This is a genomic window from Haemophilus paraphrohaemolyticus (assembly GCF_002015045.1).
Taxonomy (GTDB): domain Bacteria; phylum Pseudomonadota; class Gammaproteobacteria; order Enterobacterales; family Pasteurellaceae; genus Haemophilus_A; species Haemophilus_A paraphrohaemolyticus.
Window position 1 is genome coordinate 121836 of sequence record NZ_MUXX01000002.1, and the last position, 16648, is coordinate 138483.

10 protein-coding genes are annotated in these 16648 nt (G+C 41.9%); 4 read left to right on the forward strand and 6 right to left on the reverse strand.

Going from position 1 to position 16648, the window contains the following annotated elements; genetic code table 11:
- Positions 1-383 precede the first annotated feature (383 nt).
- The 5 genes from B0184_RS00990 to glgB form a co-directional block, all read right to left on the reverse strand.
- Positions 384-2846, reverse strand: coding sequence for a glycogen/starch/alpha-glucan phosphorylase (locus B0184_RS00990; protein ID WP_039851272.1), 2463 nt, complete (start codon positions 2844-2846; stop codon positions 384-386).
- Between the two features lie 244 nt (positions 2847-3090).
- Positions 3091-4521 carry a glycogen synthase GlgA gene (gene glgA / locus B0184_RS00995; RefSeq protein WP_005708626.1) on the reverse strand — a complete coding sequence of 477 codons (1431 nt, stop codon included), beginning with the start codon at positions 4519-4521 and terminating at the stop codon, positions 3091-3093.
- 106 nt (positions 4522-4627) lie between these two features.
- Complete coding sequence (glgC, locus tag B0184_RS01000; RefSeq protein WP_005708549.1) at positions 4628-5929, reverse strand: glucose-1-phosphate adenylyltransferase; 1302 nt, start codon at positions 5927-5929, stop codon at positions 4628-4630.
- A gap of 22 nt (positions 5930-5951) precedes the next feature.
- The gene (gene glgX, locus B0184_RS01005) at positions 5952-7931 is read right to left on the reverse strand and encodes a glycogen debranching protein GlgX (protein WP_005708425.1); all 1980 of its coding nucleotides are present in this window, start codon (positions 7929-7931) and stop codon (positions 5952-5954) included.
- Positions 7932-8020: 89 nt separating this feature from the next.
- Positions 8021-10210, reverse strand: coding sequence for a 1,4-alpha-glucan branching protein GlgB (gene glgB / locus B0184_RS01010; RefSeq protein WP_005708583.1), 2190 nt, complete (start codon positions 10208-10210; stop codon positions 8021-8023).
- A 469-nt stretch (positions 10211-10679) separates the two neighbouring features.
- Between glgB and lpxB the strand changes: the two genes are divergently transcribed.
- Positions 10680-11843, forward strand: coding sequence for a lipid-A-disaccharide synthase (gene lpxB, locus B0184_RS01015; RefSeq protein WP_039851277.1), 1164 nt, complete (start codon positions 10680-10682; stop codon positions 11841-11843).
- A gap of 52 nt (positions 11844-11895) precedes the next feature.
- The gene (gene sohB, locus B0184_RS01020) at positions 11896-12948 is read left to right on the forward strand and encodes a protease SohB (RefSeq protein WP_005708473.1); all 1053 of its coding nucleotides are present in this window, start codon (positions 11896-11898) and stop codon (positions 12946-12948) included.
- A gap of 69 nt (positions 12949-13017) precedes the next feature.
- Here the strand turns inward: sohB and relA are convergent, their stop codons facing one another.
- Positions 13018-15213: a GTP diphosphokinase gene (relA, locus tag B0184_RS01025; RefSeq protein WP_005708600.1), complete on the reverse strand. Its 2196-nt coding sequence runs from the start codon at positions 15211-15213 to the stop codon at positions 13018-13020.
- Positions 15214-15596: 383 nt separating this feature from the next.
- Here relA and ftnA (B0184_RS01030) point away from each other — a divergent pair, with 383 nt between their 5' ends.
- Positions 15597-16097 carry a non-heme ferritin gene (gene ftnA / locus B0184_RS01030; protein ID WP_005708467.1) on the forward strand — a complete coding sequence of 167 codons (501 nt, stop codon included), beginning with the start codon at positions 15597-15599 and terminating at the stop codon, positions 16095-16097.
- Positions 16097-16594 carry a non-heme ferritin gene (ftnA, locus tag B0184_RS01035; RefSeq protein WP_005708582.1) on the forward strand — a complete coding sequence of 166 codons (498 nt, stop codon included), beginning with the start codon at positions 16097-16099 and terminating at the stop codon, positions 16592-16594. The genes ftnA (B0184_RS01030) and ftnA (B0184_RS01035) overlap by 1 nt, the downstream gene beginning before the upstream one ends.
- The last annotated feature ends 54 nt before the right edge of the window (positions 16595-16648 follow it).

Below are 16648 nucleotides of genomic sequence, written 5' to 3' on the forward strand. Positions count from 1 at the left end.
GAAAAGTTATGAACTACTAAAAAATGTAAGGTTATGTTTATAAAGGATTTTTTTGGCATAGTAGACAAAAAGCAAAATGACTAAGTTCGACACAATATCGCTCTTAGTCCTTGAATTAAATAATTAAAACTCATGTTTCATTTGCTAAGAATGCAGTTGCTAAAAGTGCTCATGCTGTTTTTTTCATTGTAAAATTCCTTGAGTAAAAAGGCATGGTATTCTACTCCATAACAAAACGTATTAGCTAGTTTATTTTATAACTCAAAATAAATAATAGTTAGATAAGGTTAGAACAAGTGGTTTGATTTTCCAAAATTTTTACAAAAAACCTCGCTAACTTTTTATTAGCGAGGTTTTTATTTTAAAACGTGAAAGGTAAGAAATTAGTCAAATTTGACCGCTTCTACTTTCCAAATTCTCTCCGCGTACTCTTTAATCGTGCGGTCGGATGAGAAGAAGCCCATATTGACGATGTTTTGGATCGTGCTTTTAATCCATTGATCGCGGTTGCGGTATTTTTCATCCACTGCATTTTGTGCTTCGAGATAGCTGCGGAAATCTGCGAAGGCTTGGTAATAATCGTGGTATTGCAAGCCTTGTAGTAGCTGGTGGTAACGTTGTGGTTCTTCTGGTGAGAATTTGCCTTCGATGATTTGATCTACCACGGTACGTAATTGGGCATCGTTTTGGTAGTATTCAAATGAACGATAACCATCGCGGCGAAGCTGTTCCACTTGTTCTACGGTGTTACCGAATATAAAGATATGATCTTCGCCCACATTTTCCAAAATTTCTACGTTTGCCCCGTCAAGCGTGCCAAGGGTTAATGCGCCATTAAGCGCAAATTTCATATTGCTCGTGCCTGATGCTTCCGTACCTGCAAGGGAAATTTGCTCTGAAATATCAGCTGCTGGGATGATAAGCTGTGCAAGGCTCACGCTGTAATTTGGAATAAACACTACTTTCAAGCGACCTTTCAAACGTTCATCGTTGTTGATTACATTCGCCACATCATTGATGAGGTGAATGGTTTGTTTCGCCGCATAATAGGCTGAAGCCGCTTTACCCGCCAAGATGAACACGCGTGATTGCCAATCTTTTTCTGGGTTATCAAGCATTTCATTGTATCGAGCGATAATGTGCAATACGTTCAACATTTGGCGTTTGTATTCGTGAATACGTTTTACTTGCACATCAAATAACGCATGAGGATCAAGCTCTACACCCAATTCGCGTTTCACATATTCGGCTAATTTCACTTTGTTCGCAAATTTGATGTCAGCAATCGCTTCTTTGAACGCCTTTTCTTCTACGAATGGTTTGAGTTTTTCAATTTGGCTTAAATTGCAACGCCATTCTGAACCGATATATTTATCAAATAATGCAGCTAATTGTGGGTTTGCCACCGCTAACCAACGGCGTGGCGTGATGCCGTTTGTTACGTTGGTGAAACGTTCTGGGAAAATGCGGGCAAAATCGGCAAAAGTCGATGTAACCATCAAATCAGAATGGATTTCTGCCACGCCGTTAATTTTATGTGAGCCCACAACAGACAACCATCCCATACGTACTTTGCGTTGGTAGCCTTCTTCAATAAGAGAAACACGGCGGATAAAATCGTTGTCGGTGGTCACATAAGTGCGGACATATTCTAAGAAGTGATCGTTAATTTCAAAGATCATTTGTAAATGGCGCGGTAAAATTTTCGCCATCATTTCCACTGGCCAAGTTTCTAACGCTTCCGACATTAACGTATGGCAGGTGTAAGAGAAAATATTACGCGTCATATCCCACGCTTTTTTCCACTCGAAACCTTCATCGTCCACTAAAATGCGCATTAATTCTGGAATCGCTAATGCTGGGTGGGTGTCATTTAAGTGGATCGCCACTTTCTCCGCTAAATTTTCAAGCGTATGATGTGTGCGCTTGTGACGGCGTAGAATATCTTGCAATGAAGCCGAAACCAAAAAGTACTCCTGGCGTAAACGCAATTCACGCCCGTTCCATGTAGAATCATCTGGATAAAGCACTCGAGATAAGTTTTTATTCGCAGAGTGCTCTTCTAATGCGGCTAAATGTTCGCCACGGTTGAAATCAGCAAGGTTGAACACTTCGCCTGCGTGTGCTGACCATAAACGTAAGGTCGCAGCTGAGTTGTTGCGATAGCCTGGGATCATTTGGTCATAAGCAAGAGCGGTCACTTTTTCGGTATCTTGCCAAATACATTTTTTGCCTTCAAAGTGAATGTTACCGCCAAATTCTACGGTAAAGCGTTTAGATGGACGAATGAACTCCCAAGGTGCACCTTTTTCGAGCCATGCATCTGGGCGTTCTACCTGCTGACCATTTTCGATTTTTTGACGGAACATTCCGTATTCATAACGAATGCCGTAGCCCATACCGGGTAAGCCTAAAGTGGCGATAGAATCCATAAAGCAAGCAGCCAAACGACCTAAACCGCCGTTACCCAAGCCTGGATCGACTTCTTTTTCTAAAATTTCTTCCAAATCGACATTTAATTCAGATAAGGCTTCCTGTGCTAATCCGTAAATGCCTTCTGCGATCATCGCATTAGAAAGCGTACGCCCGATTAAAAATTCCATCGAAAGGTAGTAAACACGGCGTGAATCTTCCGCACGAGTTTGGCGGGCTGTGGTGATCCAGCCTTCAGTCACCAAATCACGCACAGCGTGCAACGTTGCATTAAGCCAATCGCGTTGGCTGGCTTCACGTGGTGAGCGACCGATTAAGAAAATCAGTTTATACACGATTGATTTTTTAATCGCTTCAACAGTCATTTCAGGACGATTGTATAGGAATGGAGAATCAAAGTTATCCATTATCATAGGTAAAACCTCTATTTGAATGTTAAGAAATTATCAACGTAGGATGTGTGAATTTGCAAAATTCACGCACGTTTGCAAAAAACAATAAAAATTTGACCGCTCTTTGCGTGCGTGAACGTTGTTCAAACACCCTACAAAAGTGGTTCGAATTTTATGCTTATTTTGTCGAAAAACAAGCACAATCACACCGCTTGCAAAAATAATTTACAAGCGGTGTGATTGTGATCAAAGTTTACAAATAAAACTACAAGCGTGCATAAAGTGCACGATACTGCTCTGCGGCTTTACGCCAGCTGAAATCTTGTTCCATCGCATCGGTGCGAACCATTGCCCACGCTCTTGGTTTTTTCCAGATGGAGAACGCGTGTTGAAGGGCACTGCGTAAATCTTCTGCGGTTGCCTGTTCAAACACAAAACCTGTTGCGGTGCGGTTTTTGATGCTTTTGGATGTGCTATCCACCACGGTGTCTGCCAAGCCGCCTGTTTTACGAACTAAGGGTAAGGTACCGTATTGCAAGCCGTAAAGTTGAGTTAAACCACAAGGCTCAAAACGACTTGGCACGAGAATCACATCACCGCCTGCCACCATTAAATGCGAAAGGGCTTCATCATAGCCGATTTTTACCGCAACATTTTCTGGATATTGGGCGGCAAGATCGCGAATACCTTGTTCCAAGTGTGGGGCACCTGAACCTAAAATCATCAACTGACCACCCTGTTTCACAATTTCATCAGCACTTTCAATCAATAAATCCACGCCTTTTTGCTCAGTTAAACGGGTCACCATTACAAATGCCAACGAGGCTTCATCTTGTGGCAAATTAAAATACGCCTGCAATTCGGCTTTATTTTTCTTTTTACCTGCCATATATTTGAGCTTGTAATGATGCGGAATGTAGCTGTCCACATTCGGGTGCCAAATGTTTTCGTCCACGCCATTTAAAATCCCCACCAAACGACCTTGAGCTTTTAAGCCAGAAAGCAAGCCTTGCAAACCGTAGGCAAATTCTGGTGTCGTGATTTCTTCTGCATAAGTTGGGCTTACCGCTGTGCTTGCATCAGAATAGAACAAGCCTGATTTCAAGTAAGAAATCTGCCCAAATAATTCTAAGCCTTCTACGTGGAACATCCCCGTCGGCAAGCCGATTTCATACAAATGATGATAAGAAAACTGCCCTTGATATGCCAAGTTGTGAATGGTGAACACCGATTTCGCAGGGCGACCTTTGTTGAACAGATATGCTGCACATAAGCCTGCATGCCAATCATGAGCGTGTACCACTTCTGCACGCCACCAGCTATCTAAGCCTGTGGCTAATTCTGCCCCCACCCAACCGAGCAAAGCAAAACGTTTGTAGTTGTCGCCGTAGTCGTTGTAATAGGCATCGTGATACGGATTGCCTTCGCGACCATATAAGTGCGGTGCGTCAATCAAATAGATTCCGACACCGTTATATTCGCCATAACGCAACACCGCGTGCCCTGCGAAGTTATCAAATTCCGCCACAACTTGGGTGTTTGGAATCCCTACGGAAATGGCAGGATACGCTGGCAATAACACGCGAGCATCCAGCCCGATTTGGTTTTGTGCTTGAGGTAACGCCCCTAAAACATCGGCAAGTCCACCGGTTTTGAGTAGCGGATAGAGTTCCGAGCAAACGTGTAGTATTTTCATTGAGTTTTTTATTTTCCCTATAAATATGAATAACGCTCGATCAGCCCCCTCTTTAGAAAAGAGGGGGTTCAGAAAGAGCGGTCAATTTTCACCGCGTTTTTCCTAACTAATCCAAATGCCCATCTTCTTCAATTTCGTGTCCCTCAAGTTTCTTTAACATTTTCGAGGTCACAAGAATCACTTTGCCTGTTGAGCTAATGCGGAAGCGTTTTTTATCTTCTTCCATATTCACGCCAATTTGCATACCGTCAGGAATTTCACATTCACGGTCGATAATACAATTTTTCAACACGCAATTTTTACCAATTTTCACTTGTGGCAACACTACGCAGTGATCGACTTTTGAAAATGCATCAATTTTAATGCGGTCGAATAACACAGAATTGCTGATCGAAGCATCGGTAATCACACAACCACCGCCAATCAATGAGTTATCTACTGGGTGCACGTTAGAGTGTTTATAAAAGAATTTAGACGGATAAGCCTGAACAGGATTGCCGCGAATTGGCCAGCTTTGGTCGTAAATATCTAATTGTGGATTTTCAGAGACTAAGTCGATATTGGATTGCCAGAAGCTATCAAGCGTACCCACATCACGCCAGTAAATTTCTCCTTCAGTGTTACGCCCCATGCAAGAGCGGCTGAATGGGTGAGCATAAAGAGTCTCTTCCGCTAAACATTTTGGCAACACATCTTTACCGAAGTCGTGGCTGGTGTTCGGAGTGCCAACTTCACGATCTAACATTTTGTAAAGATAATCCGCATCAAACACATAAATCCCCATTGAAGCAAGCGAAACATCAGGTTTGCCCACCATGGCTGGCGGATCTTTCGGTTTTTCCACGAAAGCTTTTACTTTCAAGTTTTCGTTCACTGCCATTACGCCAAATTCGTGTGCTTCAGAACGGGGCACTTCAATGCAACCTACGGTACATTTTGCACCGCTATTCACGTGATCCATCAACATCACGCTATAATCTTGTTTGTAAATATGGTCGCCCGCTAAGATCAAAATATATTTCGGGCGATAGTGATTTTTAATAATGGCCATATTTTGATATACCGCATCCGCTGTGCCACGATACCAAGTGGAATCATCGATTTGCTGACGAGCTGGCAACATATCGACAAATTCGCCACGCTCTTGCGGTAAGAAAGACCAACCCGTTTGTAAATGGCGAAGTAGAGAGTGTGCCGCATATTGGGTTACTACGCCAATACGGTTTAAACCTGAGTTAATACAGTTAGAAAGTGCGAAGTCGATAATACGACGGTTGCCGCCGAAATAAAGCGCAGGTTTTGCACGTTTATCTGTCAACTCGTGTAAGCGCGAACCGCGTCCACCTGCAAGAATAAGCACTAAAGTATTTTTGACCAAGTCATATTTGTTAAGGTCTCTCGCTTTCATAGGGATCTCCATAGTCTTTTGGTTATTCATTGCTCAATGCACAGAAACCCATCGAACATAGTTCGGCTTGCTGTGTATTGAGAGTTAAATGGTGTATGCCATTCAGGGGCATCCATTCCCCTGCAGGTAGGCGAAATGCCTGCCCTTCGGCTTTGGCGTTAATCAATAAAAGCCAACGATTATCTAAAACTACCTGTAATGCTTTGGTTTCTCGATTTTGCCAATCTTCAACTGTCATCGGTTTACCTGCAATGTTCAGCCATTGCACATTCTCGCCCGACCACCATTGATCTCGGTTTAAACTGCCCATTTTTTTGCGGATTGCAATCGTTTGCTTGGTCAGTTCAAATAATGCTGTGTTAAATTCAGCCCATTTCAACCAAGTGATTTCATTGTCTTGGCAATAGGCGTTGTTGTTGCCATATTGAGTGTTGCCAAACTCATCGCCCGCGAGCAACATTGGTGTGCCATTGGCAAGCAGCAAGCTCATTAGCAAACCCGCCTGGGCGAAAGTGCGGTCATTTTCCACCACACTTTTTTGCGGTTCGGAAAGGAGGTCCGTGGAACCTTCAATGCCGTGGTTATAGCTGTAATTTTCGTTTCTGCCATCGCGATTTTCTTCGCCGTTCGCTTCGTTATGTTTTTCGTTGTAGCTGACTAAATCCCGCATCACAAAGCCATCGTGGGCGGTGATGAAATTCAGCGTGGTATGTGGCAAGCGGTCATTTTTCTTGAACAAATCGCTAGAGCCTGCAAAGCGTTCCGCAAAGGCACCCACTTCGCCACTTTTCCACAGCCAAAAACGGCATAAATCATCACGGAAACAGTCGTTCCATTCAGCAAAGTAACTTGGGAATTGCCCCACTTGATAGCCGTAATGCCCAATATCCCATGGCTCTGCAATCAATTTAATATTTTGTAAACTTGGCTCATTTTTTATGTCAGTAAAAAGCTGAGCCTGTGCATTAAAATCTGGTGTATCACGCCCGAGCACGGAGGCTAAATCAAATCGAAAACCATCAACATGACACTGTTCAGCCCAATAACGTAAACAATCTACAACCCATTTTCGCCCTACATCAGAGGATAAATTGAGCATATTGCCACAGCCCGTCCAGTTAATGTAATGCCCGTTGTCATTGCGCCAGTAGTAGGTTTGGTCATCAATTCCACGCTGGCAGAAAGTCGGGAAATGTTGCTCCGACTCCGCGGAATGGTTGAACACCACGTCTAAAATCACTTCAATGCCTGCTGCGTGAAAGGCTTTGACCATCGCTTTAAATTCTGCCAACGGATTGTCGGTTGACGCATATTTCGGCTCGGCAGCGAACATTGCAAGCGGGTTATATCCCCAATAGTTTTGCAAATTTTTGGCTTGTAAATGCGGCTCATCTACAAAGAAATTCACGGGTAACAATTCCACCGCGGTTACGCCTAATTCTTTCAAATAGACAAGATTGACAGGATGCACCAAGCCTGCATAAGTGCCGCGCAACGCCGCAGGGATTTGCTCATTCAACTGACTAAACCCTTTAACGTGCAATTCATAAACGATAGTTTCCGCCCACGGTGTCTGCGGTGCTTGGTCGTTCTCCCAATCAAATTCTTCTGAAATCACGACCGCTCTTGGGGCAAGATGCGCATTGTCGCGATGATCCGAAAGCAAGAACCAAGAACGACTTTCTTCGCTACTTAAATCAGGTTTACCATTCACGGCTTTCGCATAGGGATCGAGCATTAATTTATTCGGGTTGGCATATTCGCCGTGAATACGAAATCCATATTCCGTACCAGTTTTCACGCCAGTTACCGCCAAATGCCACACATTTTCAGTACGCACCATTGGCAAACGGGTTTCTTGGTTTTGTTCGTCAAATAGGCAAAGTTCCACGCCTGTTGCCGCAACAGAAAACAAGGCGAAATTGGTAATTTGCACGTTGTTTTCGACCGCTTGTGAGTATCCCATTGGAATAGGATTGCCATTGTTGTAAATCGTAAACATATTTCGTAGGGTGTGTGGATTGGAACAATCCACGCACGAAAATTAAAAATGGATCATCGCAGTGTGCGTGAAACGTTATTTCACACACACTACCCTTTAAATTTCAAATATACCGTCGCCAACGGCGGAATGCTTACCGAAATCGAATTTTCGCGTTCGTGGCTTTCAATGGCTTCACTTTGTACTGTGCCGAAATTCCCCACGTTTGAACCTTCGTAATACATTGAATCGGTGTTCAAAATTTCTTCGTAGCAGCCTGCCACATTCACACCAATGCGGTAATCGTGACGTGGCACTGGGGTGAAGTTGCTGATCACGATAATTCGTTCATCGTCTGAGCTTCTGCGTTCAAAGGCGAATACCGAGTTTTGGGCATCGTCCACCACCAACCAATCGAAGCCTTCCGGCGAGTTATCCAGCTCAAAGAGCGGTCGATTTTGTTGGTAAATTCGGTTGAGGTCTTTCACCAGTTTCAACACGCCCTTGTGCCAGCTACCTCCGATGTTTTCATCGAGCAAGAACCAGTCGAGGCTTTCTTCGTAGTTCCATTCGCGACCTTGAGCGAACTCGTTGCCCATAAAGAGTAATTTTTTGCCTGGATAGCCCCACATATAGCCGTAGTAAGCACGGAGGTTAGCGAATTTTTGCCACGTATCGCCTGGCATCTTGCCAAGAAGTGAATATTTACCGTGAACTACTTCATCGTGAGAAAGTGGTAGAACAAAATTTTCGCTGTATTGATACACCATTCCAAAGGTCATTTTGTTGTGGTGGTATTGGCGATAAATCGGATCGAGCTTCATATAAGCAAGCGTGTCGTTCATCCAGCCCATATTCCATTTGAAATTGAAACCTAATCCGCCGTTTTCGCTTGGGTGGGTTACGCCTGCAAAAGAAGTTGATTCTTCCGCAATAGAAATCGCACCGGCCATTTCACTGTGAATTTTCCAGTTGGTGTGTTTTAAAAATTCAATGGCTTCTAAGTTTTCACGTCCACCATATTGATTTGGAATCCATTCACCCTCCGCACGACTATAATCACGGTAAATCATTGAAGCCACAGCATCCACGCGAATACCATCTACACCAAAACGTTCAAGCCAGTAAAGGGCATTGCTGGACAGGAAATTTTTCACTTCGTTGCGACCGTAGTTGTAAATTAGCGTGTTCCAGTCTTGGTGGTAGCCTTCGCGAGGGTCTTCATGCTCATACAAAGCTGTGCCATCAAACGCGACTAAACCATGCGTATCACTTGGGAAATGCCCTGGCACCCAATCTAAAATCACATTAATTCCAGCTTCATGTGCACGTTTTACTAAACTACGGAATGCTTCAGGTGAACCAAAGCGACTGGTTGGAGAATAAAGTCCAAGTGGTTGATAACCCCAAGAACCATCAAACGGAAATTCAGAAAGTGGTAAAAATTCAATATGGGTAAAGCCCATCTCTTTTACGTAAGGAATTAATTCATCAGCAATTTGATCGTAATCTAGCCAAAAATTGTTTTCTAAATTACGACGCCAAGATCCTAAATGTACTTCATAAATAGAAATTGGTTGGTTGCCTTGGTTCGCTTTTTTGCGTGCTTCAGTCATTTCCACCACATTTGGCAAGATACTGACTTGCGAAGCTGTATCAGGGCGAAGTTGTGAACTAAACGCATAAGGATCGGCTTTCAGACGCAAGTTTCCAAAGTAATCAATCAATTCAAATTTATAAAGCTGACCAAGACTAACTTTCGGTAGGAACAATTCCCAAACGCCACTTTTCGAGTGGAAACGCATTGGGTGACGACGACCATCCCAATAGTTGAAATCGCCCACAATAGAAACGCGTCTAGCATTGGGAGCCCACAAACGGAAATTCACCCCACTCACACCATCACATTCCATAAAATGTGCGCCTAGCACTTCATACGGGCGCAACATCGAACCTTCCGCTAACAGCCATTGTTCTAAATCGTCAATCATCGGGTGGAATCGGTATGGATCTTCAATGATTTGCGCCTCATTACCCCAAAATACTTGTAATTGATAGGCGAAGAATTGACGGCAATTTGGCACAATACCTGCAAAGAAACCGCGTTCATCCAAGCGATCTAATTCTGCTACCGTTTTACCACTTTCACGCTCTATTACCGCTACTTGATTGGCATCTGGCAATAAGGTGCGAATTTCTACGCCGAGATCGGTTTCGTGCATACCGAGTACAGAAAAGGGATCAGAATGAACCCCATCAAAAAAAGCATCAATGACAGATTGGGTAACGAGTTGAGTCATAAGAAAACCTCACAATTGACAAACAGCATAAGCAAAATGGGCACGATAGGGATGGTTTTGTAGAAAGAAATGAAGGCAAGCGGTCAAAGTTTGCAACAAACTTGCAAAAGGTTGAGAAACATTGCCTTCATTAGATGGCGGTTTTTGAGCAAACAAGCATGACGAAAACGTTTGCTTAAAAGAACCAGAAAAAGAGAACCCGCCTTCCTCATCAAGTGGTTTTGTGGAAATATCCCTATCAAAAAATGTGCTTTCCAATGTCATGCGTTTAAAAACTTACCAATTTTTAGTTAATTTGAATTCTAGGCTTAAACAAAATAAATACAACGACTTTTGTTAAAAAGCGTGATCTCTGTCAAGAAATTTTTGGAATATCGCATGAATTTTCTCTATATTTGACGCATTGATTGCTATTCACGCCAATCGCAATATAATGAAGCTATTTTTGACTTTCGAAAAATCAGAGGAAATGGAACAAAAATCCCCTTTAATTGCTCTTGTTGCAGGTGAGGTGTCGGGCGATATTTTAGGTGCTGGTTTAATCAATGCCCTGAAATTGCACTATCCTAATGCTCGCTTTATTGGCGTGGCAGGCGAGCAGATGAAAAAAGCTGGTTGCGAAACTTTATTTGAGATGGAAGAACTTTCCGTGATGGGCTTGGCGGAAGTGCTGAAGCATCTACCTCGCTTACTTAAACGTCGTAAGCAAGTGATTGAAACGATGCTTGAAATGAAACCTGATGTGTTTATCGGCATTGATGCCCCTGATTTTAACCTTACAGTGGAGGAAAAGCTCAAGGCAAACGGCATCAAAACGATTCACTATGTCAGCCCTTCTGTTTGGGCGTGGCGACAAAATCGGGTACATAAAATCAAACGTGCAACTGATTTAGTGCTAGCATTTTTACCGTTCGAAAAAGCTTTTTACGATAAATTCGACACGCCTTGTCGTTTTATCGGTCATACGATGGCAGATGCGATAGCCTTAAAACCTGACCGAACGGAGGCTTGTGAAAAGCTCGGTTTAGATGAAAGAAAACGCTATGTGGCTATTTTGATAGGTAGTCGTGGTAGCGAAATCCAATTCTTGGCAGAGCCTTTTTTGAAAACCGCTCAACTGTTAAAAGAGAAGCATCCAGATTTGGAATTTCTTGTGCCGATGGTAAATGAGAAACGTCAAGCCCAGCTAGAAGCGATTAAAGCAAACATTGCCCCAGAATTAGAACTACATATTCTGCAAGGACAAGCCCGCCAAGCGATGATCGCTGCAGAATGTACGTTACTAGCTTCTGGCACGGCAGCATTAGAAGCAATGCTCTGTAAATCGCCAATGGTAGTGGGGTACAAAATGAAACCTCTGACCTATTGGCTTGCGAAAAAATTGGTCAAAACCGAGTATATCTCTTTGCCAAATTTACTCGCAAATGCACCACTTGTCCCAGAGATGATTCAAGAAGAGTGTAATCCTGATAATCTTGCGTGGTCGCTCAATCATTATTTAAGCAATGATGTAGAGAGTTTAAAACAAAAAAATGAACTCAAGCACCATTTTACAGACTTACATAAACTGATCCAATGCGATGCCGATGCACAGGCAGCACAAGCGGTGGTGGATGTGTTGGAACAAAAATAATAAGCGGTCAAATTTATTCATTATTTTACAAATTAACAAAGGAACCCATTCAATGTGGAAAGACATTTTACTTAACTACGGCATTTTCTTATTAGAACTTCTCACTATCTTCGGCGTGGTTGCTGTGATTGTGATGATTATTTTAGAAAGCAAAAAGCATCCAGAAAATGGCACAATCGTGCTAACTGATTTTTCTGAAAAATATAAAGAAGAGAAAGAAGCGCTTGAAGCTTTTTTCCTTAGCGAAGAAGAGCTAAAACAAAAAGAGAAAGCCGAGAAAAAAGAGGCAAAAGCAAAAGCGAAGGCAGAGAAAAAACGCATTAAAGAGGGCGAAGAAAAGTCAGATGCAGAGAAAAAATCTCGTTTATTCGTATTAGATTTTAACGGAGATGTGCACGCCCACGCTGTAAGTGCTTTACGCCGTGAAATTACCGCTGTGCTTTCGATTGCGAAACCAGAAGATGAAGTGTTGCTTAAACTCGAAAGCCCTGGCGGTGTTGTGCATGGCTATGGATTAGCGGCTTCTCAATTACAACGCTTACGTGAGCGTAATATCCCACTCACTGTAGCTGTCGATAAAGTTGCTGCAAGTGGTGGCTATATGATGGCGTGTGTGGCGAATAAAATTGTTTCTGCACCTTTTGCAATTATCGGTTCTGTGGGCGTAGTGGCTGAAGTGCCAAACATTCACCGCTTGCTCAAAAAACACGATGTTGATGTAGATGTAATGACGGCGGGCGAATTTAAACGTACTGTGACTTTTATGGGGGAAAATACCGAAAAAGGTAAACAAAAATTCCAACAAGAGTTAGAAGAAACCCATCAGTTATTCAAGCAATTTGTACGTGATAACCGCCCACAATTAGATATTGAAAAAATTGCAACGGGAGAGCACTGGTTCGGCAAGCAAGCACTTGAGTTGAATTTGATTGATGAGATTTCAACCAGTGATGATTTACTTGTGAAAGCAGTTGAAAACAAAGAAATTATTGAAATTAAATATAAAGAGAAGAAAAATCTGACCAAACGCATTGGCTTACAGATGGAGGAGTCGATGGGTAATGTGATTACTAAGCTCGTGAATAAACGAGTGGATGTGATGTAAATAAAAAAGCGAGGAAATGATGATTTCATTACCTCGCTTGTTTTTTTATTTTATATGCCTAGTCTTAGATTACCCCGCCCTTCTCGCCTCAATCACATCATCAAGCAGCGTAATGCGAGCCAAGATTTTATTCAGCATTGCCACATTGTTCATCTGAATTTCCATATTGATAATTGCAAGGCTACGTTTGGCATCAATACGGCTAGCAACGCTTAATACATTGACTTTCTCATTTGCCATAATTGCACTCACATCACGCAGTAAACCATTACGGTCGTTGGCAATAATACGAATGGTAAGACTTAAGCCTTCGCCAGCATAACTTCCCCATTGAGCTTCTACCACACGACTTGGGTTAAGGCTTTGCAATTCAAACAGCTGTTCACAATCGGCTTTGTGGATTGAAATGCCTCGTCCTTGTGTAATATAGCCGACAATTGGATCACCGGGAATCGGTTGGCAGCAGCGCGCAATGGAGTGCATCAAGTTACCCACCCCTTCAATAATTACTTGCCCGTTTTTGGCTTTATGGTGCGTATTCTTATTGAGCTGTTTCAGTACTGCTTCATCTTCTTGCTCGGCAGTTGGTTTAATTAAACGACTTTGCAAATAGTGGCTAAGCTGGTTAAGTTTAATATCTCCACCGCCAATACCTGCATAAAGATCATCCATCTGTTTTAGGTTATAACGTGGCAATGCATAAATTTCAATTTGCTTGTGCGTTAAACCTAGTTTACCCATTTCCGCTTCAAGAGCTTCGCGTCCTATTGGAATATTTTTCTCCCGATCCAGTTTTTTGAACCATGCAATAATCTTGGAACGTGCTTTTGAAGTATTCACAAAGCCCGTATTTGGATTGAGCCAGTCGCGACTTGGATTCGGTTGTTTTTGAGTAATAATTTCAACCTGATCGCCCATTTTTAAATGATAGGTAAATGGCACAATTTTACCCGCCACTTTTGCTCCAATACAACGGTGCCCAATTTCGCTGTGAATCGCATAAGCAAAATCTAGTGGCGTTGCATCTTTTGGTAAATCAATTACCTCGCCACGTGGGGTAAAGACATAAACGCGGTCATCAAACACTTGTGAACGCATTTCATCGACCACATCGCCAGAGTCAGCAATATCATTTTGCCATGCCAAGAGTTTACGCAACCAAACGATTTTCTCTTCATAGCCTGAACGTCCTGCGGTTGCTCCCTCTTTATATTTCCAGTGAGCAGCTACGCCGAGTTCGGCATCATCATGCATTTTTTGCGTACGAATTTGCACTTCAATAGGCTTATTGCCTTTGCCTAGCACCACTGTATGAATCGATTGATAGCCATTGGGTTTAGGTTGAGCAATATAGTCATCAAAATGTTCTGGCAGGTGTTTATATTGGGTATGAATAATACTCAGCGCAGTGTAGCAATCTTCCAATTTAGGGACGATCACGCGTACAGCACGAATATCGAACAGTTGATTAAAACGCAGATTTTTCTTCTGCATTTTTTTCCAAATACTATAAATATGTTTCGGGCGGCCATAAACCTGCACTTCGCCTAAATCTTCTTTGAGTGAAGCGGTCAAATCTGCCACAAAATTTGCAATATATTTTTCACGATCTACACGGCGTTCGCCAAGATCAAATTTTGCTATTTGACGATAGCATTGTGGATGCAGGGCACGGAAGCAGTAATCTTCAAGCTCCCATTTCAATTGCCCAATGCCCAAACGATTGGCAAGAGGTGCATACACATGCGAACACTCTTTTGCCGCAAGTACAATATCTTCTTCGCTATAACGATTTTTAGTTCTGAGATAAGTGATGCGTTCAGCAAGTTTAATAACCACGCAGCGGAAATCATCCACCATTGCCAACAGCATACGGCGAATATTGTCGATTTGCAGATCAGAGGCAGAATTAGAAGAGAGTTGGCGGATATTTTCCATCTCTAACACGCCTTTTACTAAGTTTTTGACGTGGTTACTGAAATCTTCTTTGACTTGCACAAGGTCAATAATATTACCTTTAACCAGTGGGAAAAGCATTGCCGCAACAAGACTATCATCATCCATATTCAAGCTATAGAGAATTTCTGCCATTTCGATGCCATCCCACATCAATTCGTATTGAGAGGGCTCTAGTTTTTCTTGTGAATATTGCCACGCATTCTGCAATTTATTGAAAGTAACAGGAGACATATGCAACGACTCACTCCAACCAGCGAGTTCAAATGTTGCAGGGTTAAGTTCGTGAGAGTGTCGAATAGCTACCATAAAACCTCCATTGTGATGCAGAGCGTAAACGTATTAGGTTGCACTCCATTATAGCCTAAAATGGGTTGAAAAAAAGAACAAAAAATAGTAAAAAGTTGAGGTTTCTGTAGGGATAAAAAAAGGAAATTTTTTTGCTTTTCTACTTCTAATGCAAAATAACTATTCTCATTTAGCCTCTCTAAATGAGAATTCTTATTGTTTAAACTTATCAAAAGTAAAAAATTGTTAGAAAAAAACTATTAAAAACACTTGATTACTTTTTCAACCTTGTTATACTTACTCTCGTTTTAAGGGGAGAATTTTTTCTGCCCTTCGTTACATTTAGATTTCTAAATGAAAGTATCGCTCATTTACATTTTCATAACATTTAGCTAGGAGTAAAAATGTTACAGCAATCTATCATTGATAAACTCAATGAACAAATCAACTTAGAGTTCTATTCATCAAACGTATATCTTCAAATGTCTTCTTGGTGTTCAAAACACGGTTTTGCAGGTGCAGCAACTTTCTTACTTCGCCACGCAGATGAAGAATTAGAGCATATGCAAAAATTATTCGACTACGTTTGTGAAGCGGGGGCAACACCATTATTAGGCAAAATTGAAGCACCACGTAAAGAATATGCTTCATTAAAAGAGTTATTCGACATCGTGTTAGACCACGAAAAACACGTTACCGCTAAAATCAACGAATTAGTGGAAGTGACTTTCGCAGCGAAAGATTACTCAACTTTCAACTTCCTACAATGGTATGTGGCTGAACAGCACGAAGAAGAAAAACTCTTCAATGAAATTTTAGATAAATTCGTGGTGGCAGGTGAAAGCAATAAATCACTTTACTTCATCGATAAAGACTTAGAAACCTTAGATCAAGGAGCAGAATAATGTTATCGCAAAATATCATCAAATACTTAAACGACCAATTAAACTTGGAATTCTATTCTTCTAACGTGTATCTTCAAATGTCAGCTTGGGCAGATAACAACGGCTTCCCTGGTGCGGCAAAATTCTTAAAAGCACACGCAACAGAAGAAATGGAACATATGCGTCGTTTATTCACTTATTTAAACGAAACAGGTGCATTAGCTGAAATCTATGCGATCGAAGCACCACAAGCAGAATATGATTCATTAAAATCATTGTTCGAAATCGTATTAGAGCACGAAAAACACGTAACGTCTAAAATCAATGAATTGGTTGAAGTGACTTTTGATGCAAAAGATTACTCATCATTTAACTTCTTACAATGGTACGTAGCAGAACAGCACGAAGAAGAGTTCTTATTCAACTCTATCTTAGACAAGTTCCGCCTATTAGGTGAAGATGGTAAATCTTTATACTATATTGATAAAGATTTAGAACAAATGGCTGCGGCTCATTAATTTACGTGGCATTCTGTTATCTTTAATGTGGGAGTGTGTTACTTACGATCTAAT

What these genes read in the sequence shown, in the direction of transcription:
- B0184_RS00990 (WP_039851272.1), bottom strand. Translation starts at nt 2,846, where the DNA reads ATGATAATGGATAACTTTGATTCTCCATTCCTATACAATCGTCCTGAA.
- glgA (WP_005708626.1), bottom strand. Translation starts at nt 4,521, where the DNA reads ATGAAAATACTACACGTTTGCTCGGAACTCTATCCGCTACTCAAAACC.
- glgC (WP_005708549.1), bottom strand. Translation starts at nt 5,929, where the DNA reads ATGAAAGCGAGAGACCTTAACAAATATGACTTGGTCAAAAATACTTTA.
- glgX (WP_005708425.1), bottom strand. Translation starts at nt 7,931, where the DNA reads ATGTTTACGATTTACAACAATGGCAATCCTATTCCAATGGGATACTCA.
- glgB (WP_005708583.1), bottom strand. Translation starts at nt 10,210, where the DNA reads ATGACTCAACTCGTTACCCAATCTGTCATTGATGCTTTTTTTGATGGG.
- lpxB (WP_039851277.1), top strand. Translation starts at nt 10,680, where the DNA reads ATGGAACAAAAATCCCCTTTAATTGCTCTTGTTGCAGGTGAGGTGTCG.
- sohB (WP_005708473.1), top strand. Translation starts at nt 11,896, where the DNA reads ATGTGGAAAGACATTTTACTTAACTACGGCATTTTCTTATTAGAACTT.
- relA (WP_005708600.1), bottom strand. Translation starts at nt 15,213, where the DNA reads ATGGTAGCTATTCGACACTCTCACGAACTTAACCCTGCAACATTTGAA.
- ftnA (WP_005708467.1), top strand. Translation starts at nt 15,597, where the DNA reads ATGTTACAGCAATCTATCATTGATAAACTCAATGAACAAATCAACTTA.
- ftnA (WP_005708582.1), top strand. Translation starts at nt 16,097, where the DNA reads ATGTTATCGCAAAATATCATCAAATACTTAAACGACCAATTAAACTTG.